Raw genomic sequence first — 20364 nt, 5'->3', positions numbered from 1 at the left:
CACCGAGTCACCGACTCACCGACTCATCCACTCCTCACCAGGCTTCGATGGCCCATCTCGAACTCGAAGGAATCGTCCAGCGCTTCGGCTCGCATACCGTCGTCGATGGCGTCGGCTTCAGTGTCGAAACCGGCAGCATCGCCTGCCTGCTCGGACCCTCGGGCTGCGGCAAGACGACGCTGCTGCGCTGCATCGCCGGCTTTGAAGCGATCGCTGCCGGTGAGATTCGCGTGCAGGGCAGGGCCGTCAGTCGCGCCGGTTGGCGGCTGCCGCCGGAGAAGCGTGAGATCGGCATGGTTTTTCAGGACTACGCGCTGTTTCCGCACCTGACGGTGGCGGCCAACGTCGCTTTCGGTCTCGCTGGCGTGGCCGCCGAGCAGCGTCAAGAGCGCGCCGCCGAGCTTCTGACCACCGTTGGCCTCGCTGGCCAGGGCGGCAAATACCCGCATGAACTCTCGGGAGGGCAGCAGCAGCGGGTGGCGCTGGCCCGAGCGCTGGCGCCACAACCGCAGTTGCTGCTCCTCGACGAACCGTTCTCCAATCTCGATGTAGGTCTGCGCGAGCGCCTGTCGCTCGAAGTGCGTGACATTCTCAAGAGCCAGAACATTACCGCGGTGCTGGTCACCCACGATCAGCACGAAGCCTTTGCCATGGCCGACGAGGTGGGCGTCATGGCCGCCGGCATCATTCAGCAATGGGATAGTCCGTATCGCCTGTACCATCAGCCGGTCAACCGCTTTGTCGCCGATTTTGTTGGGCAGGGGGTGTTCATGGCTGGCAGAGTCATCGATGAACGGCACGTAGAGGTCGAACTCGGCATTCTCGAATCGCGTTTGCCGCTCGAATGCAGCCAGGGTTGCGCTGCCTGTGGTCAGGGTTGTGGCGTCGAAGTGCTGCTACGTCCCGACGACATCGTTCACGACGACCGCAGCGAACTGCTCGCCGAAGTCCGGCTCAAGGCTTTTCGTGGCGCGGAAATCCTCTATACCTTGAAGCTCGCCAGTGGCGTTGAAGTCCTGTCGCTGGTTCCTTCGCATCACAACCATGCCCTTGGCGAGCTGATCGGCATCCGCCTCGACGTTGACCACGTCGTCGCCTTCAAGACGCCGATGCAAAGCGTCGTGCCCATCGCACAGAGCATTCCGTTGCCTCGATGATTCCCTGGCTCGAAGGCAAAGCCCCCTTTCCGCCACTGGAACGGGCGCTGCACGAGCCCAACGGCCTGCTCTGTGCGGGTGGCGACCTGTCGCCGCAACGCCTCCTCAACGCCTACCAACATGGCATTTTCCCCTGGTACGCGAGCGGCGAACCGATCCTCTGGTGGAGCCCGGATCCGCGTATGGTGCTTGACCCTGGGGACTTCCGCATCTCGCGCTCCCTGCGCCGTCGCCTGCGTGCCGGTCGCTACGAGGTGAAACTGGACAGTGACTTCCCGGCGGTCATCCGCGCCTGCGCAGAAGCGCCGCGCGACGGTCAGGACGGCACCTGGATTTCCCGCGAAATGCAGCACGCCTACTGGCAGCTGGCACAACTCGGTTTCGCGCACTCGGTCGAGACGTGGATCGATGGCCAGTTGGTGGGCGGTCTCTACGGAATGGCTATCGGGCGCATGTTCTACGGAGAATCGATGTTCGCGCTGGCCACCGATGCTTCCAAGATTGCCGCCGCACACCTCGCGCGTTTCCTTGAGGGTGAGGGATACGGCATGATAGATTGCCAGATGAAAACCGCGCACCTGGCGTCTCTGGGCGCGCGCGAAATCCCGCGTGCCGATTTCATGGCCCGTTTGCGCGCGCTGGTCGCCGTGCCGTGGCAGCCGGGTCGATGGCCGGCCGACAGCGCCAACCAACCCTGGAATTAGTTGCATGGCGCGCCTCAATGACTCGGAACTGCCGTTCTCCCTGCTGCAGTTCTACTCGACGGCCCCTTACACCTGCAGCTACCTGGCGGGTGAGCGGGCGCGTTCGCAGGTCGCCGCGCCAAGCCATCTGATCAGCACCGAGATTTACGGCGAACTCGTGCGTAGCGGTTTTCGACGTAGCGGCCTGTTCACCTACCGGCCGAAGTGCGACCACTGTCAGGCCTGCATCCCGGTACGCATTCCGGTTGATCTGTTCCAGCCCAACCGCAGCCAGCGCCGCAGTGTGCACAGGCACGCGCGCCTGCAGGCGCGCGAACTGCCACTGTGCTTCAATGAGCAGCACTATCAGCTTTACCTGCGTTACCAGGCGGCGCGGCACGCCGGTGGCGGCATGGACGAGGACAGCCATGACCAGTACGCGCATTTCCTGCTGCAGAGTCGCGTTGACACTCGCCTCATCGAATTCACCGAAAACGGCGTCCTGCGCATGGTGAGTATCCTGGACGTGCTCAACGACGGCCTTTCGTCGGTCTACACCTTCTACGATCCGGATCTTTCCCCTGCCAGTTTTGGCACTTACAACATCGTCTGGCAAATCAGCCAGTGTGCGGCCAACAAGCTTCCTTATCTGTACCTGGGTTACTGGATCCGTGACAGCCGGAAAATGGCTTACAAGGCCAACTTCAAGTCCATTGAGGGCCTGTTCGACCGGCAGTGGGTGGATCTGCGCGCGCGCCTGGGGGCCTAATCGGGTTCGTTCTTGGGATAAAATTCCTGCCGTCGCTTCACTCTCAGCTGAATCCATGTCTGTGTCCCGCAAGAAGAGAACTCCTGCCTCGCGCGTCCGTCAAGCGGTACTCGCTGAGCCGCTGACGCCGGAGGCTCAGGCCGCGAAGACGCTTGCGGCGGGCCAGTATCGCCAGGCGATAGAGCTATACAAGACCTTGCTGAAGCAGGAGCGCAGGAGCGAGTGGGTCGACGGTCTGGCCGCCAGCTATGCTGGCCGCGCTGGCGAGCTGGCCGCCAAGGGCATGCTCTCCGAAGCGCTGGTGGTATGGCGGAATCGCACCAGCCTGTGCGATCGGCCGCTGGCAGAAGGCCCCTACGTCGAGTGGTTGCTGCGCGCAGGCGAGCATGCTGCTGCGCTGCGCTTGCTGGTCACCAGCGCTGATCTCTCGCCGTCGGCTATCGCCGAGCTTGAAACACGGCTGGCAGCGGTGGTCTTGACTGCGCCCGCCGAAGCGCTGGCGCAACTCGCCGCCGACAGTCCACTATCCCGTCATCGTGCGCTCGCCCTGGCGGCCATCGCCGCCTGCGCTCGTGGCGACCAACTGGCGCTTGAGGAGCAGCTGCGCGCGATACCCTTTCGCTCGCCATACCGCGATCTCCGCTATCTCCTGAAATCCCTGCTGTTGCTTACCGAGGAGCCGACGCAGGCCGCCGAACTGAGCGCCCGCGTCGCTGCGGGAGGCCCTTTCGAAAGCCTGGCGGCGGTCGTTCGTGCGGCGCTACTTACGGGTAGTCGCTGGCTTGCCGCGCTGCCGGCTCTCGATGACCAGGGGCGGCAGTTGCTGCTGGACCTGAAGGGCTGTCCGCAAAGCCGGCGTTCCCTGCTGCTCAATGTGGCGACCATGGCGACGCTCGATTCCGCACCGTCGCCAGGCAGGGTGCTCGAGCTGTTGCTGCACCGCCAGGGCGGCGTGCCGGCCAGCGCAGCGATCCTCTGCCGCCGCCTGTTGCCGTTCGCGGACAGACGAGTGCCCGACTACGAGAGTACTTTCGGCCCGCTGGCCGAAGAGGAGCGCGAGTGCCTGGCGGCGCTGACCGCGGAACTGCACGGCGAGCTGCCACTGAGCAAGGCGCACTGGTTACGTGCTGCGGGATTGCTGTCCGCGCCGGAGAAGGCGCCGCTGCAGGCGGCGCTGATCCTGCGTCATCTGGTTGAATTGTTTGCCGACGATGGCCGCGGCAAGGGTATGTCTGCGCAGTGCCGTGACTGGCTGGAGCGTAGTCTGGCACTTGACCCGGCTGACGTCGGCACGCAGCTGAAGCTGATCCAGAGCCATCGGCAGGCTGGCGACCTGCGGGCGGCGCGTACCGCTGTCGACCAGGCGCTGGCGCACTTTGCCACGGATCCGGCGGTGCTCCTCGAAGCGGTCGAAACGGCTCTCGCCGGCAACGCGTTCAAGAAAGCGGTGGCTCTGGCGAAGCGTGTTCTGGCGCTCGACCCGATCAATTCCCGGGTGCGCGCCTTGATTGCTCAGGCGCACCTCTCGCACGCACGCAAACAGATTCGCGCGCGACGACCGGAGGCCGCGGGGAAGGAGCTCGACCTGGCAGAGCAGTGGCTGACTGCGGCGAGCGAGAAAAGTGTCGTCAAGCTCCTGCGCGGCCTGAGTGCGACCGATGCGCAGGCGAGCGGGCTGCTGCACGAAGCGGTGGCCGAATTCGGCGGCAATCTCCTGGCGGCTTTCCACGTCTTGCTCGAAGGCGCTCGCCTCGGTGCTCAGCTGACACCTACGCTGCGTCGTGCCGGTATCAAACTGTCGGCGGCGACGACGGCGCGCGAAGTGCTGGCCGTGGTGCATGCCATCAACGCGCTGTGTGAAGTCGGGCCGCGAACTTTGGCCGCCGTTCTGGACGAGTTGCGCGCACCCTTGCGGGGTGCTGCGCGTCATGACTTCAGCGAATCCGAAAGGATTTCGATTTGCGAAGCACTGCTGCGCCGGAACGAGCGCTCCTTGCTGCAGGCCTACGCTGACGCCGGCCGGAAGCGCTGGCCCGAGCGGCCGATCTTCGTTTATTTCCACGTTTTCGCCCGCCACGGTTCTGCGGCCTACTTGTTGATATCCTTAGACGAAGGCATGGCGCTCGAGGAAGCCCTGGACAAGGCGCGCGAAGAAGGCGATCAACGCACCGCGCTACGCATTCGCGAGTTGCTGTCACCGCCGCCGGCGAAGTTCGACGACGAGGATGCAGACGATTTCGACGATTTCGGGGATCTGGACGAGTTCGGCGAAGCCTTCGCCAAGGTGGAAAAAACGTTGTTCACCAATCCACGCGCAGCCCTGGAAATGCTGTTCGAGATGGCCGGCGAAGAAGCAACCATCAACATGGCCCGCGCGGTTTTCCCGGCTAGTGAGTTTAGTAAAATGGAGCGTGCCGCGGGTGGGAATCGCAAGAAACTGGCGCGCTTGTTGATCGAGAGCGTCGCCGAAGAAATTCGGCCTGTCGCCGGGAGTGTTCAGCCTGACCCGCAGCCGCAGCCGCAGCCGCAGCCTCCTCTCGCGCCACCTTCCCCCGTTGCCCCGAAAGCGAAACCGCCGGTTCACGATGACCGGCAGAGAGACCTGTTCGATGATTGATCCCTACCGCATCCTTGGCGTCGAGATGGGTGCCAACGACGAGACGATTCGAGCTGCGTACCTGGCGGCGATTCGTGAATCGCCTCCCGAGCGCGACCGCCAGCGCTTCGAGAGCGTACGCGCAGCCTACGAGGCGATTTCCGACCATCGCCGACGCCTGGCACACCAGCTCTTCGACCGTTCATCGCCAAGCGTAGACGACGTGCTGCACGCGCTCAGCAGCGACTTCGCGCCTGCTCTCCCGAGTGAGCAGCGTGTGCTGCGCGTGCTGGGGGCGAAATGACGGCAATGACGCCAGTGCTGACTGACCTACAGACGCTAGCGCCAACGGCCCTCGCTGGCCAGGAAAGAGAGCGCGTGGAGCGTCTGGTCGAGGAGTTTCGTGCCTACCTGGAGGACGCCGCGCAGCTGCCTGAGCCGGGCGATGCGTGGGACGGTGATGACTTGGAGAGCACGGCGCCAGCGGTCGACCTGAGCACTCTACTCGCCGAAATGGCGGTGCTCAAGAACGAACTGCGTCTGCAATCGCGTCAGTTCAAGAATACGCTAGACGAGTTGCGCTGCTTCGGCAACGATCTGCGCGCGCATAGCGAGCGGCTGCAAGAGGAACTCGAGCGTGCGCGCGAGCAGGCAGCCTCGATCCAGGGGCAGACCACACGGCAGTTCCTGCTCGCCTTGATCGACCTGCGCGACCGCCTGCAGAGTGGCGTGGACGCCGCGCGGCGACCGCCGTCATCGTTTCTCGAGCGCCTGCTTCCTGGTCCGACCCGTCTTGCCGCCAGCCTGGCCGAGGGGCAGCGCCTGACCCTGCAACGCCTCGACGAACTGCTTGCCGGCCATCGCGTACGGCCCATCCGGGTCGTCGGCGAAACGCTTAATCCGCAACGGATGCGCGTTGTCGGTCTCGAAGCCGCTACGGGGTCGGCCGCGATTCCCGACGGTAGCGTTGTGCGTGAAGTTCAACGCGGATTTTTCCACGACGGCGAGCTGCTGCGCATCGCCGAAGTCATTGTCAGCAAGAAAGCGAACAGAACATGACAGAAACCATTATCGGCATTGATCTGGGGACCACCAACTCCGAGGTGGCCATCGTCCGCGACGGGCGCGTCGAGGTCATCGAGGTGGCTCCGGGGGTCCGCATTCTCCCTTCGGTGGTCGGTGTCGCCGATGACGGGACTTTGCTGGTTGGCGAAGCCGCACGCAACCAATACGTCTTGCATCCCGAGCGCAGCGTACGTTCAATCAAGCGCCGTATGGGCGAACTGGACGCCGTGCAAATGGCTGGCAAGGACTACAGTGCGCAGGAAATCTCGGCGATGATCCTGCGCCGCTTGCGCGAGATTGCCGAGGCCCATACCGGCGAAACGCTCACCAGGGCGGTGATTACGGTGCCCGCGTATTTCTCCGATGCGCAGCGCCAGGCGACGCGCGAGGCGGGCGAGATTGCCGGCCTGGAGGTGATGCGCATCATCAATGAGCCGACCGCCGCCGCGCTGGCCTACGAAAGCTGTCACAGTGGTGCGCGCAAGGCGCTGGTCTATGACCTCGGCGGCGGCACTTTCGACGTCTCGGTGGTGAATCTGGAAAGCGATGTCGTCGAGGTGCTCGCCAGTCACGGCAACAATCACCTGGGTGGCGACGATTTCGATGAGAAACTCGTCAGCTTTGCGGTCGAGCACCTGCGCACGAAGAACACGATCGACGTTCGTGACAACGCGGTGGCCATGGCTCGCCTGCAGCGCGCCGCCGAAACGGCCAAGATCACCTTGTCGGAGCAGCCGTATGCCAGCTTGAGCGAGGAGTATCTGTCCGAGAAGGACGGCGTGCCGGTTCACTTGTCGCTCGAGATTTCGCGCTCCGACTACGAGGACATGATCGAGCCTTTTGTCGCCGAGACCCTCGCCGCGGTGCACGTGGCGCTCAGTGGTGCCGGATTGACGGTCAGCGAGATCAACGAGATCCTGCTCGTCGGCGGCGCTACTCGCACGCCACTGGTGCAGCGCCGACTGGAAGAGGAGCTGGGTCTGCAGCCTCGCGCAGAGGTTGATCCCGATCTCTGCGTCGCCATGGGCGCCGCCATTCAGGCGGCGGTGATTGCTGGTGCGCAGGCACCGACGGTGCTCGTCGACGTCACTCCTTACACCTTCGGCACCAGTGCCATGGGGCCTTTCAACGGTGAAATGTATCCCTACTGCTTCGTGCCCTTGATCCGCAAGAACACGCCGATTCCCGTCTCGCGGAGCGAGGGCTTCGGCACCCTTTTCGATGGCCAGACCAGGGCCGAGATCAACGTCTACCAGGGCGAAGATCCCGATGCGCTGAACAATATCGCGATCGGGCGCTTCATGATCGAGGGGCTACGCGACGCCCCCGCCGGTAATCCGCTGATTACCACCTTCTCGCTGGATGTGAACGGCATCCTGCAGGTGACTTCGCGCGAGAAGGAAAGCGGCCTGGTGCATTCGATTACCATCGACAACGCCATCAGCGCCTTCTCTGGCGACAAGTTGCTGGCCGCACGCGAACGGATCGACGAGCTGTTTGGTGAGCAGGAGGCGGCGGAGCGCCCCGGCGGGGCCGATGCTGCGGGCACTGCCGATGGTCGGCGACTGCGCATTGAAGCAACGGCGCTAATCGAAAAAGCCGAGCGCCTGCTGACCACGGCGGCCGCCGAAGATGCCGAGGACCTGGTGAACGCCATCGAGGCGGTCAAGGATGGCCTTGGCGGATCCGCGGACGAGCTGATAACGCCTACCGATGCGCTGGCCGATCTCCTCTATTACCTCGATGCCTGAACATCTCGCGCGCTGTCCGGCGTGCCGTGCGCGCCTGACTGAGGCCGCCACCTGTTCCCGTTGTGGCTGTGATTTTTCGCTGCTGCGGCAAGCCGAGCTTGCGGCCGCTCGCCGCCTCGCGCAAGCCGCGCGTTTGCTGGTCGGCGGCGACAGGGCCGCCGCGGGCAGGCAGGTCGACGCCGCTTTGGCACTACAGAGAAGTGCGCTTGCGCAGGCTATCCAGGCCTTTCTGGCTGGCGCGCCGCCGCTTCACCGGAAGCGGCACGCGGAGGAGGGTGCCCGCTTCCCGGCGCCAGGTGACGAAGTCCTTCCGCCTGGATTTATGACCGAGCCTTGCAGCGAGTGATGTTTCGGCAGGTGTAAGGCCTGCCAAACCGGCTCGGGAGCTCGCTTGCCGCTAGGCGGGATCGCCGCCGTTGGCACTTGCCGCTGGTCGACTGCTGGATGTGCTGAGTGTGCTGGGTGTGTCCTCGGTGGCGAGCACTTCGAACAAGGTCGCCATGCCCTTGGCGGCATGTTCGAGGGCTTTCGCATCCTCTTCGGTGACGCTGCCAGGGGCCGCCTGGAGACCTTGAGAAATGTCGAGAACACGCTCGCCATGCTGCAGCAGGCGGCTGCGAATGGCGTTGAGTAGCTGTAGTTTGGCGATGCCGGCGCTGCGTAGATCGTGCATCGCTTCGTCCTTTTCCTCGTCGCTGTTCGCGCCAGCCAACTCGCGTCGCGCGTTGACTTCGGCCATTGATTCCTTCCACCAGCGCATGAAGGTCGCCCGGTGCTCGACCAGTGAGTTCAGTGATTCCCCCATGGCGTTTATTTCGTCGCGTCCACCCTTCACCGTCGGGACGCGGTGGCTGGGACTGCCGTAGGCCAGGTCGTCGAGCAGTCCGGCCATCAACTGAATGCGGCGCACGACGCGCCGGGTGATCACCACCGCCAAGAGTGCGCCGAGAGCGATGGCGCAGCCGACGACGATCAGGCTGAGCCGCGCGCTGGCTTCCGACGATTCGGTAATTTCCACGACGCGGCGGGCCATCATCTGATTGGCCTGGTCCGCGTTCTGCTTTACCAGCGGCGCGACAAGATCGGCGGCGGCACTCATCTCGCGGCTCAGGATAGTGATGCTGGCCCTTTGCGCGACCAGGGCCAGAAAGTCCTCTTGATAATCTTGCAGTAGCCCGAGCAGCAGCGACTTGTCGGCCTCGGCGATCAGCGAAGCGGTGATCTGCGCGCGAATGGCGTCGGCGATTTCGACCACCATCGGCGGGTAAGACTCATCGCCGCGCAGGAGGAAGTCCTTCTCGCGTCGTCGGAGCTGCAGGACGCTGGTTTCAAGCTTGGGTACGTGATAGGCATTCAGGATGGCTTCGATGCGGTGCGCTGCGTCGCGGAACGGCCCCTTGCCGCCGCTGACGTTGCCGCCCTTGAGGGCGCTTTCGGCGTAGGGTTCGAAGCTCGTCGCATATACCGTGAGCTCGGCCAGCAGTTTCTGGCTGACCGCGTCCTGACGTTCGGAGGTCTCCAGCAGCTGGCGAAACTCGGCGATCAGCCGGCGAACCTGTTCGCGGTAGGCAGGGTCCTGCCGCAAGGCCAGGTCCTTCTCGCTACGGCGAATCTGCAGTAGCAGGGTGTACAGGCGGTCGACGTTGTAATTGGCCGCAAGCTCCTGCAGGTGATGCACTTTGTTGCGGAAGGTGCCCTGTAGTCCGGAGTCCTCGTCCAGTCCCATGATCCGCCAGGCGTCGGCGACGGCGTGGAAATCTTCCTGATAGCTGCTCAGCAGGCCCTGCAGGGACGCTGCGGTTTGTCGGGAGTCCGGGTCGACCGCGGCCAGCGCCGCCACCTTGTCGTTCAGCGCCTGCAAGTGCTTGTCGGTTTCTTCCACCAAGGCTTCCCGGTGCTCGATGAGGAAGCCTTTCTCGGCGTCACGTACGGCCGCCAGTTCGATCTCGATCTCCAGCGCCAGCGATTTTCGCACTTCAAAAACCTGTAGTTGCCGGTAGTCGCCGAGCACAGTAGCCAGCGTCTGATGGTAGTGCCAGGCGACGCCGACAAAAAGGAGGCCGATGACGACGAAGCCGAGGCCGATTTTTTCGCCGATGCGTAGTCCGCTGAAGAACCTGTCCATCCCCGCCTCCTTGGCTTATGGCTTAATGTGAAACAAGGCAACCGTCGGGCGCAAAAAAGCATCGCCGACGATGACGTCGCGATGCCAAGAAAAAGAGCCGGGCGGACCCGCTCTGTTGCCTCGGTCAAGCACCACCCCTGGTGCCTCTAACTTTGGTCGGCGAGCAGGCCGCGCCTTGATATGTTTCATGATACGGGGTGGCTGCCCGTCCCGCAATGACCGTTAATGTGAAAGTCGCGCAAGCGACTCACGAAACTCCCTTCTCCCCTCGCGCGAGAAGGGTCAGGGGAAGAGGGAAAACGGTCATGGCTTTCATCATCAGGGGCGTCTCGACATGTCATGACCGTTAGTCCGGGCGCGTAGGGGCAGTCAGCCCGCTAGCCCCTCTTTAACAACTCTTTGTCATATTGCGGCCTTTTCCGGGCTGCGGCGATTGTAAGTCATTGATTCTCAATAGGCCGCATTTCTGAGGCGCAATGTTGTGCCATAATAGTTTTTCAAGCCTAGTTTTTCCCCTTGCATTTCTTGTACGATCGTGGGCATGTATATCCGACAGACACGAACGAACAACAAGGTCACCGGCGAGGGCTACTTCACCTTTCGGCTGGTGCGGGGCGAACGCGTCGCAGGCAAGGTCCGTCAGATCACCCTGCTGAATCTCGGGCGTAATTTCGCCATCAAGCAGGAGGACTGGCCGGTGCTGTGTCGTCGCATCGAACAGCTTCTGCATCCCCAGGAAGCGCTCCTGCCACTGCCCTGCACGGGCCCTATCGAAAGCGCAGCCCAGCGCTACGCGGGGCAACTGATCGTGCGGTCGCCGATGAGCGACTCGCCGCCGGCGGCGGAGGCCAGTGAGCCCTGCGGAAAGCCGCGTCCGCCGGTGACGTTCGAGGAAGTCGATATTGACTCGCTGCAAGTGATGCAGCCGCGCTCGGTTGGCGTCGAGCACGTCGGTCTGCATGCGCTGACCGAACTGGGCATCATCGACCAATTGCGAGAGTTGGGCGTCAATGGCGTGCTGCGGGCGTCGATTATCGGCAACCTGATCGGGAGAATGGGCCGCCCGGGCTCCGAGCGGGCGACCTGGAGCTGGCTGCAGAAGCAGAGCGCCTTGGGCGAGCTGATCGACGTCGACTTCCTGTCGATGTCGCACATGAGTCTTTACCGTGCTTCGGACGTCCTGATGAAGCATCGGGAAGTGATTGAAGCGCGCTTGTTCGGCACCGTTCGCACGCTCTTTGGCCTGGAAGAGACGATCACGCTCTACGACCTGACCAACACGTATTTTGAAGGCGAAGTTCCGAGTAATCGCAAGGCCAAGCGTGCCCGTTCCAAGGAGAAGCGCAGCGACTGCCCGTTGGTGACGCTCGGCCTGGTGCTCGACGGCAGTGGCTTTGTGCGCCGCTCGCAGACCTTCGAAGGCAATGTCAGCGAAGCCGGCACGCTTGCTGGCATGCTGACCGGACTGGACGCCCCGGCAGGGGCGCTGGTGATCATGGACGCGGGCATCGCTACCGAAGCCAACATCGCCTGGCTGGTCGAACATGGCTATCGCTACCTGGTCGTTCGTCGCGGGGGGACCCGGCAGTTCGATGAAACACAGGCGGTCACGATCGAGACCGCCGACGAGCAACCGTTGCGGCTGCAAAAGGCGCTCAGTGAAGACGGGAAAGAGCTGCAGTTGTTTTGCCATTCACCGGGTCGGCAGCTCAAGGAGGAGGCCATGCTCGAATCCTTCAGCCAGCGCTTCGAAGCCGGACTGCAGCAAATGCAGGACGGCCTGGCCAAACCACGTGCCGAGAAGCGCCCCGACAAATTGCACGAACGACTCGGCCGGCTGAAGCAGAAGAGTCGCGGCACCAGCCAGCATTACACGGTGGACCTGGTGACGGACGAATCGGGCAAGCGGGTCACCGGGATCACCTGGCAGAAGGTGCCGCGCGAGGGGAGCCAAGCGACGCACCCGGGCGTCTATTGCTTGCGCACTAATGAACTCGACTGGGACGAGGAGCGGCTCTGGCGCACCTACACCCTGCTGACTGACCTGGAGAGTGTGTTTCGCAGCCTCAAGAGTGAGCTGGGCTTGCGGCCGGTCTTTCATCACAAGGAAGAGCGCGCCGACGGCCATCTGTTCATTACCGTGCTGGCTTACCAGTGTGTGCAGTTCCTTCGCCTAAAGCTGAAGGCGGCGGGCATTCCCGACAGTTGGGCGACCCTGCGCGAAACCCTCTCGATCCAGCGCCGGGTGACGACGACTTTCCGGCAACGCGATGGCCGCACGCTGCACGTCCGCAAGGCCACTGCCGCCGAGCCCGAGCTGATGGCGATCTATCGCGCCTTGGGCGTCAACTCAGACCCCGGAGGAACCCGAAAACTGGTCGCCTGACACGAAATTACGCGCTTGTTGTGCCATTAGAGATTCAAGTGCCTTGCAAGCAGTTGATTATGCAAGAGGTTTTTTTGAGAATGTTAAACACGGGCCAGGAAGCGCTCCTGCCACTGCCCTGCACGGGCCCTATCGAAAGCGCAGCCCAGCGCTACGCGGGGCAACTGATCGTGCGGTCGCCGATGAGCGACTCGCCGCCGGCGGCGGAGGCCAGTGAGCCCTGCGGAAAGCCGCGTCCGCCGGTGACGTTCGAGGAAGTCGATATTGACTCGCTGCAAGTGATGCAGCCGCGCTCGGTTGGCGTCGAGCACGTCGGTCTGCATGCGCTGACCGAACTGGGCATCATCGACCAATTGCGAGAGTTGGGCGTCAATGGCGTGCTGCGGGCGTCGATTATCGGCAACCTGATCGGGAGAATGGGCCGCCCGGGCTCCGAGCGGGCGACCTGGAGCTGGCTGCAGAAGCAGAGCGCCTTGGGCGAGCTGATCGACGTCGACTTCCTGTCGATGTCGCACATGAGTCTTTACCGTGCTTCGGACGTCCTGATGAAGCATCGGGAAGTGATTGAAGCGCGCTTGTTCGGCACCGTTCGCACGCTCTTTGGCCTGGAAGAGACGATCACGCTCTACGACCTGACCAACACGTATTTTGAAGGCGAAGTTCCGAGTAATCGCAAGGCCAAGCGTGCCCGTTCCAAGGAGAAGCGCAGCGACTGCCCGTTGGTGACGCTCGGCCTGGTGCTCGACGGCAGTGGCTTTGTGCGCCGCTCGCAGACCTTCGAAGGCAATGTCAGCGAAGCCGGCACGCTTGCTGGCATGCTGACCGGACTGGACGCCCCGGCAGGGGCGCTGGTGATCATGGACGCGGGCATCGCTACCGAAGCCAACATCGCCTGGCTGGTCGAACATGGCTATCGCTACCTGGTCGTTCGTCGCGGGGGGACCCGGCAGTTCGATGAAACACAGGCGGTCACGATCGAGACCGCCGACGAGCAACCGTTGCGGCTGCAAAAGGCGCTCAGTGAAGACGGGAAAGAGCTGCAGTTGTTTTGCCATTCACCGGGTCGGCAGCTCAAGGAGGAGGCCATGCTCGAATCCTTCAGCCAGCGCTTCGAAGCCGGACTGCAGCAAATGCAGGACGGCCTGGCCAAACCACGTGCCGAGAAGCGCCCCGACAAATTGCACGAACGACTCGGCCGGCTGAAGCAGAAGAGTCGCGGCACCAGCCAGCATTACACGGTGGACCTGGTGACGGACGAATCGGGCAAGCGGGTCACCGGGATCACCTGGCAGAAGGTGCCGCGCGAGGGGAGCCAAGCGACGCACCCGGGCGTCTATTGCTTGCGCACTAATGAACTCGACTGGGACGAGGAGCGGCTCTGGCGCACCTACACCCTGCTGACTGACCTGGAGAGTGTGTTTCGCAGCCTCAAGAGTGAGCTGGGCTTGCGGCCGGTCTTTCATCACAAGGAAGAGCGCGCCGACGGCCATCTGTTCATTACCGTGCTGGCTTACCAGTGTGTGCAGTTCCTTCGCCTAAAGCTGAAGGCGGCGGGCATTCCCGACAGTTGGGCGACCCTGCGCGAAACCCTCTCGATCCAGCGCCGGGTGACGACGACTTTCCGGCAACGCGATGGCCGCACGCTGCACGTCCGCAAGGCCACTGCCGCCGAGCCCGAGCTGATGGCGATCTATCGCGCCTTGGGCGTCAACTCAGACCCCGGAGGAACCCGAAAACTGGTCGCCTGACACGAAATTACGCGCTTGTTGTGCCATTAGAGATTCAAGTGCCTTGCAAGCAGTTGATTATGCAAGAGGTTTTTTTGAGAATGTTAAACACGGGCTAGAATGTCATCCGTGCCCGCGCGTGCTGGGTAAGCAATCGGCAGATGGTACGTCGCCTTTGTGTCGAAAGCATGACGGTCGGTGTTGCAGCGCGCGAAATAGTCAAACAGCACTGGCCGGCACGCGCCCTCCGGCGACCGCATTTCAAGGCTTTCACGAGGCACGCGTGACCGTCACCATGAAAATAAAATGGTGTTATATTCGTAACTAGGAAGCAGAGGAGTGGCGATGGATCCGGACATCGTTTACACCAAGACGGCCAGGGGGCTCGACGAGATCAAGTGGCGCAGACACAAGCTGCCGGCCCGTTTGCGCGCTCTGCTGATCACCATTGACGGGAAGTCCACCGCCGCGGCGCTGGTTCGCCGATTCTCCTCGCCAGCGCAGGCGGCCGCCGGTATTGCCGGTCTGCTCGCTTGCGGTTTTATCGAAGTCGCTGCTGAGGCTGGCGCTAGCTCATCGGCAGATTCATTGCGCGCCGCAAGGCAGTTCATGGCAACCAGCATGCTCGCCACTCTGGGAGCGGATGCGGATTATCCTGCCGCCAGCATCAATTCGGCGCAAAGTCTCGAAGAGCTTGCCGAACTGGCGTCGAAATTGCTGGACCTCGTGCGCAGCCAAGGCCATGACAGCGCCGCCGATGCCTTCATCGCCGGGCTTCGCGACTTCGGCATCGTCCAGGACTCTGACTGGCTTTCGCCAAACGAGCCGTCGGCGCGAAACGGTGGTTCTTGAGCTGCGAAGGCGCGGGCGCTGGCAAGTGCTCTTCATCGCCCACGCCCGCTTCCCTTAGCTCATTGCCGGACCAGCCGTGATAACAAGCGGCTGCTTAGTAACGGCGTGCGGTGCGCCGTGCCACGCCAGCGTAGCTTACCGGCGTGAGAGGCCGGCCAACGATGGCTTCAGCTCGCGGGATGACACTGTTAATCCCCGGAATTGAGAGCTGCTCGCCAACTTCAGCTCCGAGAACAATGATCGCCGTGGCGATCGTGAAAACTGCAACCGCTTTCAGCCTGGTCATTTGCTTTCTCCTTTGGTGAAGTGCTCGGGCAAGTCACCCGTGCCTTTGAGATCCTCGAGCTTGACCGCGGTGGCCTTGCTCGTATTCTTGAACTCGAAACCACTCGCCGCGACCGCTTTCCCGCTCTTCCAATTACTGAACTGGATGCTGTAACTCGGGCCATTCGGCACGCGCTTGGAGGTGATCACGTAACGGCAGGGATAAGGCTTGTCGCCGTGGGCAATCCAGATTTGCCAGTCGACGTCTTTGGCTCGAAACGCCAGCGAATCACACTCGACGCCACCAATCACGCCACTGCCAAGATCTTTTATGTCTTCGACTCCTTCCATGAGCGCATCGTAGGAGTTCGACAGCAGCAGATCCGCGGCGGGGAGGGGGCGGTCGTATTTGTCGCGCATCACATCGACCAGATGATCGATGGAGCCGGGTATCTCGACCTGAGTATATATATTCAGATTCTTGCCCAGGATGGTGAGTTTTTTTCCGTCGAAGGACATGTCGACATCGGCAAAGCCTCCGGCGCGCGTTGCGTGAATCTTGTCGGGTCGTTTGAGTTCCACCTTGCCCGAACTTGCCAGTGCGAGAATCTGATCTTCCGGGGTGACCACCTCAAGAGTGGCGTCGTAGTTGAACGACAGCGCCTGTTGCGCGGCCAGGAACTCCGACATGGCCTTCACCAATCGTTTGGCATCCAGTTCATCGGCGCTCGCAGGGGTCGATAGTCCCAAGGCAATCGCCACCGAAAGTGCAAGCGTGGAAATGCTGCGCGCTGCGAAATTCACTGGTTTTCGTGTGTCTGGATTCATTGAAAGCTACCTTTCTGAATGAGGGTTCTGTGTTTGGGAGCGTGATGCTCCGCTTAGTCTAGCGTGAATCGTGCATGCTTGCAGCGGTCGTAATCGTTCGCCCATGCAGGCGTCGCCACGCCAGCGGCGAGACAGCCTTCCAGCGTTTGAAGGCGTGTGTGAAGGCGCTGGCACTGGAATAGTCGAGGACCACGGCGATCTGTCCGAGCGACAGGTCGGTCAGGCAGATCAGCCGCAGCGCGAAACCGCAGCGGGCTTCGTCGAGTAGCTGCCGGTAGGTACTGCCCTCGCGCTCGAGCAGGCGGTTCAGCCGGCGCGGGTTCATCGAGAGCTCCCGGGCGACGCCGCTCAGCGAACAGCGCCGCAGGACGAGCATCGCCTGCACCACGCGACGGGTCTGCGCGACGAGGTCGAGATCATGCTGGCTGCGGATGTCTTCCAGCCTTTCTTTCAAGAGCTTGAAGCGATCAGGGTCGGCACCGGCGACCGGCAAGCGCAGATCGCTGGCCGGGAAGACCAGTGCCGAGCTCTCGGCATCGAATTCGATCGGGCACTGAAAGGCTTGTTTATAGGGGCGCAGGTTCTCCGGTCGACGTCGTGAGAGCAGCACGGCGCGTGCTTTCCACTGCGGGCCGCAGAGCAGGCGCATGATGTTCTGCGCGATGAGAAGCGTGCCGTCGTAGATTTGGTCGACGCCGGCGATTGGCCCGGCAAACAAGGCGTAGCCGAAGGTCGCGGAGTCGCCATCGATGGTGCGCGTCGCCATCCCGGCACGGTCGTGCAGGTGGAGAAGGTTCTGCAGGTGGGCCAGCGCCGTGCCGACATCGGCGCAGTGCGGCAGCAGCTCGCCGACCATGCCAAGCGAGGAAGCGCTTTGCGCCTGGGCGAGAAGCAGCGCAAAGTGCGGGCAGCCGCTGAGCTCGGCGCAGCGTTCGAGTAGTTTGCCGGCAGTGTGCGGCGAAATGATGTTGTCCGGGTCGCTGACCAGGTCTCGCGCGACGCCGACGCTGGCGAACAGCGCTTCGGCATCAAGCGCAAAGTGCGCGATCATCTGGGCGATGTTGGCCAGGGGGCCAACGCGCTGAAATCCCTCCGGAACTTCGCCATAGCCACTTTTCGCTTCCTGCATTGCCTGATTGTTCTCCATGGTGAAGCTTTCCGGTGCGTACCTGCAGATGTCGCAAATTATCAAGCAAGCTGGTACGGAACAGTCGACAATCGCGTCCTTTCATGGGCTGGCCGGTCACCTTCGTAGCGCACGCAGTGTTCAGCCGGATCGTTGGCAAGAGAAGGAGTTAAGCATGCGCAAGCAAGTATTGAAGCTGGCTGTGGCGATCACCATGGGTTCTACCATGGCAACGGCAAGCCTGGCGGCGACGGAAGCGGACGCCGTCGCCGGAATCAAGGATGCTGTCGAAGAGGCGTACCTCTACGGCTTGCCGATGATCGTCGGCTACAAGGTGCAGTACGACTACTTCATCGATCGCAAGTCGGGCCAGTTCAAGGCGCCGCTCAACACCCTCCACAATGAGGCGCGCGTCTACACCCCGCATGATACGGCGATCAGCACGCCGAACAGCGACACCCCTTACTCGATGGTCATGCTCGACCTACGTGCCGAGCCGATGGTGCTGTGTATGCCGAAGATCGAGCCGGCGCGCTACTACGACGTGCAGCTGGTCGACCTGTACACCGACAACTATGGCTACATCGGCAGCCGCGCCACGGGCAATGAGGCCGGCTGCTACCTGATCGCCGGGCCCGACTGGCAGGGTACGGCGCCGGCCACTGTGGCCAGGACCTTCCGCAGCGAGACGCAGTTCAGCCTGGCCATCTACCGCACGCAGCTCTTCAATCCGGCCGACATGCCGAATGTCGAGCAGGTCCAGGCCGGCTACCTGGTCAAGCCGCTGTCGGCCTTCATCGGTGGCGCCAGGCCGCCCGCGGCGCCGGCCATCGACTGGCCGGCCTTCAAGCCCGAGGCTTTCACAAGCGAGTTTGCCGCCTACCTCAACTTCCTGCTGCAGTTCTGCCCGCCGACCGGCACCGCCGAAGTCGAAAAACCGATGCGCGAACGCTTCGCGAAAGTTGGCATTGGCGCCGGGCTCAAGCCGTCGGGTGAACAACTGACGCCGGCCGTCAAGGCAGCGATGGGCGAGGCGACCAAGGCCGCGCTGCAGAAGATCGGGCAGACCGCCGAGAGTATCGGCAAGGACGTCAATGGCTGGCATATCGGTGCCGCTGCCGGCAACCGCGACTTCTACAACGGCAACTGGGCGCTGCGCGCTGCCGCCGCCAAGCTCGGCATCTACGGTAACAGCGAGGCCGAGGCGGTTTACCCCTTCACGCGGCACGACAGCAACGGCATCGTCGCCGACGGCAGCAAGCACAGCTACCAGATGACCTTCGCCGCCGGCCAGCTACCGCCGGTGAACGCCTTCTGGTCGATCACCATGTACGACGGGCGCACACAGCTCTTGATCGACAACCCGATCAAGCGCTACCTGATCAACTCGCCGATGCTGCCCGAGCTGAAAAAGAACGCCGACGGTTCGATCACCGTGTACATCCAGAAGGATTCGCCGGGCAAGGACAAGGAAGCGAACTGGCTGCCGGCGCCGAACGGGCCGCTGTTCGTCGTCATGCGAATGTACTGGCCGAAGACCGAGGCGCCGTCGGTGTATCCGCTCGGCGAGGGGGCGTGGAAGCCGCCGGCGCTGGTGCCGGTGCAGAACCTCAACGCGCTGGGGGTGCGGCGCTTCGGCGACAAGTCGATCGAGAACATCGTGCGCACCGACACGCGCTACGGTCACGACGGCCTGTTCCAGGGTCCGCGCGGCTGGGGCTACTGGAACCACCTCGAATACCCGCGGCCGATCCAGAACCCGAATCTGTGGCCGGACTGGCAGTCGACCTATTTCATCGGCCGCATGGCCCTCCCTGACGGTGGCAGTGTGAGCTTCAGCTATCGCTACTCGCATGCGCGCTACTTCCAGTTCGCGCTGTACCGGGAAAAAGGCGGCACTTTCGTCTCCATCGGGGAGGCGGTCGACGGGCGCAACATCGATCCCGACCCGGGGTCAAGCAACCCCTTCCGAGTCGGCGCGGACCGCCTGGCCGAAGCGCGCAACTTCACGCTGCGCGTCGTCGCCAGGGAAGCACCGGAGGATCCGCAGCAGCGCGAGGCCAATGTGCTCTATGCCGGCACAGGTGGCAGCGAGCTGCAGTTCGTCAATCGCATCTACCTCTCCGACCAGGGCAGCGACGGTACTGGCTGGGGGGCGTCCGACACGCCCAGGGGCGGTTTCCACATGCCCACCTATACCGGCACTCTGGCCGATGGCACGACGCTGTCTTCGCAGGAAGTGCTCAAACGTTTCGGCCGGCCCTTCCCCGGTGCCACCAAGCAGCCGGTGAGCGACGAGCAGTGGGAGCAACTGGTGCACGCCAAGGGCAACGACCCGCAACTTGATCCGGCCAGCGCGCCGGCACGCAGGCTGCCGGTGTGGGAGAAGTACTGGAACCTCCGCTACTCGATCCTGGGTTCGTTCAAGACGCCCGACGAGCGTGCGAAAATCCCCTTCGCCGGCCCGATCGACGGCGGCGGCGACCCGGCCACCGAGTACCTGTTCGTGCAGCTGTCGCGCAAGTTCGGCCCGGTTTACGTAATGCGCGGCAAGATGCCGACTTTCCCGAACACCTATGCCGGCGCTGGCGGCAAGGGCCTGGAAATCATGCCCGATGCACAGACCCAGTACTGGTCCCTGGTCAGCTGCGAGGCCATGCCGTCGGGGCAGATCGTCGACGGCCTGACCGACATGCAGGTGCCGCTCGACGCCGAGCGCAACTACACGATTGTCTATAGCCGCAAGGAAGACCGGCCGGCCAACGCCACGGCGGAAAACGGCGTCGCCTGGATCGAGTGGAGCCCGCGTGGCGAAGGCATTGCCGGGCCGAAGAACCGGCCCGACTTCGGCATGTTGATGCTGCGCATCATGGCTACCAACCCGACCTGGAAGGAACGCCCCGACAACATCACCAGGCCCGGCATGGAGGAGGAAGTGATGGGGCCGTACTACCCGCGTGGGGAGTACACCAACAAAGCGGCGTTCGAGGCGTCGGGATTGAAGACCAGGTGATGTGCCGCATCGACCTCGCGAC

The 20364-nt window shown here is 63.0% G+C and carries 16 protein-coding genes; 12 read left to right on the top strand and 4 right to left on the bottom strand.

The annotated features are described in order from the left end of the window. Positions 1-47 precede the first annotated feature (47 nt). The 7 genes from QZ648_RS23870 to QZ648_RS23840 are packed head-to-tail and all read left to right on the top strand — an operon-like array spanning position 48 to position 8021. A complete protein-coding gene (locus QZ648_RS23870) occupies positions 48-1157 on the top strand; it encodes an ABC transporter ATP-binding protein (RefSeq protein WP_169066009.1) in 1110 nt (369 codons plus the stop codon). Beyond that, entirely contained in the window at positions 1154-1861 is a 708-nt protein-coding gene (gene aat / locus QZ648_RS23865; RefSeq protein ID WP_291998488.1) for a leucyl/phenylalanyl-tRNA--protein transferase, read from the top strand. The genes QZ648_RS23870 and aat overlap by 4 nt, the downstream gene beginning before the upstream one ends. Positions 1862-1865: 4 nt before the next feature. Further along, positions 1866-2609 carry an arginyltransferase gene (locus QZ648_RS23860; protein ID WP_169066007.1) on the top strand — a complete coding sequence of 248 codons (744 nt, stop codon included), beginning with the start codon at positions 1866-1868 and terminating at the stop codon, positions 2607-2609. Positions 2610-2664: 55 nt separating this feature from the next. After that, a complete protein-coding gene (locus tag QZ648_RS23855) occupies positions 2665-5226 on the top strand; it encodes a tetratricopeptide repeat protein (protein ID WP_291998487.1) in 2562 nt (853 codons plus the stop codon). Then, positions 5219-5509 (top strand): DnaJ domain-containing protein, encoded by a 291-nt coding sequence (locus QZ648_RS23850; RefSeq protein WP_248595293.1) that lies wholly within the window; start codon positions 5219-5221, stop codon positions 5507-5509. Before QZ648_RS23855 ends, QZ648_RS23850 begins: the two co-directional genes overlap by 8 nt. 14 nt (positions 5510-5523) lie before the next feature. Beyond that, positions 5524-6264 carry a nucleotide exchange factor GrpE gene (gene grpE, locus QZ648_RS23845; RefSeq protein ID WP_291998486.1) on the top strand — a complete coding sequence of 247 codons (741 nt, stop codon included), beginning with the start codon at positions 5524-5526 and terminating at the stop codon, positions 6262-6264. After that, positions 6261-8021: an Hsp70 family protein gene (locus QZ648_RS23840; protein WP_291998485.1), complete on the top strand. Its 1761-nt coding sequence runs from the start codon at positions 6261-6263 to the stop codon at positions 8019-8021. Before grpE ends, QZ648_RS23840 begins: the two co-directional genes overlap by 4 nt. A 397-nt stretch (positions 8022-8418) precedes the next feature. Here QZ648_RS23840 and QZ648_RS23835 read toward each other — a convergent pair whose 3' ends face one another. Beyond that, a complete protein-coding gene (locus QZ648_RS23835) occupies positions 8419-10146 on the bottom strand; it encodes a hypothetical protein (RefSeq protein WP_291998484.1) in 1728 nt (575 codons plus the stop codon). 541 nt (positions 10147-10687) lie between these two features. Here QZ648_RS23835 and QZ648_RS23830 point away from each other — a divergent pair. From QZ648_RS23830 to QZ648_RS23820, 3 genes are all read left to right on the top strand, one after another. Continuing rightward, positions 10688-12532 (top strand): IS1634 family transposase, encoded by a 1845-nt coding sequence (locus tag QZ648_RS23830; protein WP_291995907.1) that lies wholly within the window; start codon positions 10688-10690, stop codon positions 12530-12532. A gap of 80 nt (positions 12533-12612) precedes the next feature. Beyond that, positions 12613-14280: an IS1634 family transposase gene (locus QZ648_RS23825; RefSeq protein WP_291998483.1), complete on the top strand. Its 1668-nt coding sequence runs from the start codon at positions 12613-12615 to the stop codon at positions 14278-14280. A gap of 324 nt (positions 14281-14604) precedes the next feature. Then, complete coding sequence (locus QZ648_RS23820) at positions 14605-15111, top strand: hypothetical protein (RefSeq protein ID WP_291998482.1); 507 nt, start codon at positions 14605-14607, stop codon at positions 15109-15111. Positions 15112-15205: 94 nt separating this feature from the next. Here QZ648_RS23820 and QZ648_RS23815 read toward each other — a convergent pair whose 3' ends face one another. Beyond that, positions 15206-15397 (bottom strand): hypothetical protein, encoded by a 192-nt coding sequence (locus tag QZ648_RS23815; protein ID WP_169066000.1) that lies wholly within the window; start codon positions 15395-15397, stop codon positions 15206-15208. Next, positions 15394-16065 carry a DUF2092 domain-containing protein gene (locus QZ648_RS23810; protein ID WP_291998481.1) on the bottom strand — a complete coding sequence of 224 codons (672 nt, stop codon included), beginning with the start codon at positions 16063-16065 and terminating at the stop codon, positions 15394-15396. The genes QZ648_RS23815 and QZ648_RS23810 overlap by 4 nt, the downstream gene beginning before the upstream one ends. Here QZ648_RS23810 and QZ648_RS23805 point away from each other — a divergent pair. Then, positions 16064-16225 carry a hypothetical protein gene (locus QZ648_RS23805; RefSeq protein WP_291998480.1) on the top strand — a complete coding sequence of 54 codons (162 nt, stop codon included), beginning with the start codon at positions 16064-16066 and terminating at the stop codon, positions 16223-16225. The genes QZ648_RS23810 and QZ648_RS23805 overlap by 2 nt on opposite strands. Positions 16226-16261: 36 nt before the next feature. Here QZ648_RS23805 and QZ648_RS23800 read toward each other — a convergent pair whose 3' ends face one another. Beyond that, positions 16262-17350, bottom strand: a complete 1089-nt coding sequence (locus QZ648_RS23800; protein WP_291998479.1) for an AraC family transcriptional regulator — start codon at positions 17348-17350, stop codon at positions 16262-16264. 154 nt (positions 17351-17504) lie between these two features. Here QZ648_RS23800 and QZ648_RS23795 point away from each other — a divergent pair, with 154 nt between their 5' ends. Next, positions 17505-20342 carry a DUF1254 domain-containing protein gene (locus tag QZ648_RS23795; RefSeq protein WP_291998478.1) on the top strand — a complete coding sequence of 946 codons (2838 nt, stop codon included), beginning with the start codon at positions 17505-17507 and terminating at the stop codon, positions 20340-20342. Positions 20343-20364: the final 22 nt, after the last annotated feature.

It is taken from the genome of Candidatus Accumulibacter sp. ACC012, from assembly GCF_907163155.1.
GTDB lineage: Bacteria > Pseudomonadota > Gammaproteobacteria > Burkholderiales > Rhodocyclaceae > Accumulibacter > Accumulibacter delftensis.
This window is presented reverse-complemented; position numbering and strand designations above follow the sequence as displayed.

Bases quoted from the DNA above. Each gene is read 5' to 3' on its own strand.
- QZ648_RS23870 (WP_169066009.1), top strand. From the start codon at position 48: ATGGCCCATCTCGAACTCGAAGGAATCGTCCAGCGCTTCGGCTCGCAT.
- aat (WP_291998488.1), top strand. From the start codon at position 1,154: ATGATTCCCTGGCTCGAAGGCAAAGCCCCCTTTCCGCCACTGGAACGG.
- QZ648_RS23860 (WP_169066007.1), top strand. From the start codon at position 1,866: ATGGCGCGCCTCAATGACTCGGAACTGCCGTTCTCCCTGCTGCAGTTC.
- QZ648_RS23855 (WP_291998487.1), top strand. From the start codon at position 2,665: ATGTCTGTGTCCCGCAAGAAGAGAACTCCTGCCTCGCGCGTCCGTCAA.
- QZ648_RS23850 (WP_248595293.1), top strand. From the start codon at position 5,219: ATGATTGATCCCTACCGCATCCTTGGCGTCGAGATGGGTGCCAACGAC.
- QZ648_RS23840 (WP_291998485.1), top strand. From the start codon at position 6,261: ATGACAGAAACCATTATCGGCATTGATCTGGGGACCACCAACTCCGAG.
- QZ648_RS23835 (WP_291998484.1), bottom strand. From the start codon at position 10,146: ATGGACAGGTTCTTCAGCGGACTACGCATCGGCGAAAAAATCGGCCTC.
- QZ648_RS23830 (WP_291995907.1), top strand. From the start codon at position 10,688: ATGTATATCCGACAGACACGAACGAACAACAAGGTCACCGGCGAGGGC.
- QZ648_RS23825 (WP_291998483.1), top strand. From the start codon at position 12,613: ATGTTAAACACGGGCCAGGAAGCGCTCCTGCCACTGCCCTGCACGGGC.
- QZ648_RS23820 (WP_291998482.1), top strand. From the start codon at position 14,605: ATGGATCCGGACATCGTTTACACCAAGACGGCCAGGGGGCTCGACGAG.
- QZ648_RS23815 (WP_169066000.1), bottom strand. From the start codon at position 15,397: ATGACCAGGCTGAAAGCGGTTGCAGTTTTCACGATCGCCACGGCGATC.
- QZ648_RS23805 (WP_291998480.1), top strand. From the start codon at position 16,064: ATGGCCTTCACCAATCGTTTGGCATCCAGTTCATCGGCGCTCGCAGGG.
- QZ648_RS23810 (WP_291998481.1), bottom strand. From the start codon at position 16,065: ATGTCGGAGTTCCTGGCCGCGCAACAGGCGCTGTCGTTCAACTACGAC.
- QZ648_RS23800 (WP_291998479.1), bottom strand. From the start codon at position 17,350: ATGGAGAACAATCAGGCAATGCAGGAAGCGAAAAGTGGCTATGGCGAA.
- QZ648_RS23795 (WP_291998478.1), top strand. From the start codon at position 17,505: ATGCGCAAGCAAGTATTGAAGCTGGCTGTGGCGATCACCATGGGTTCT.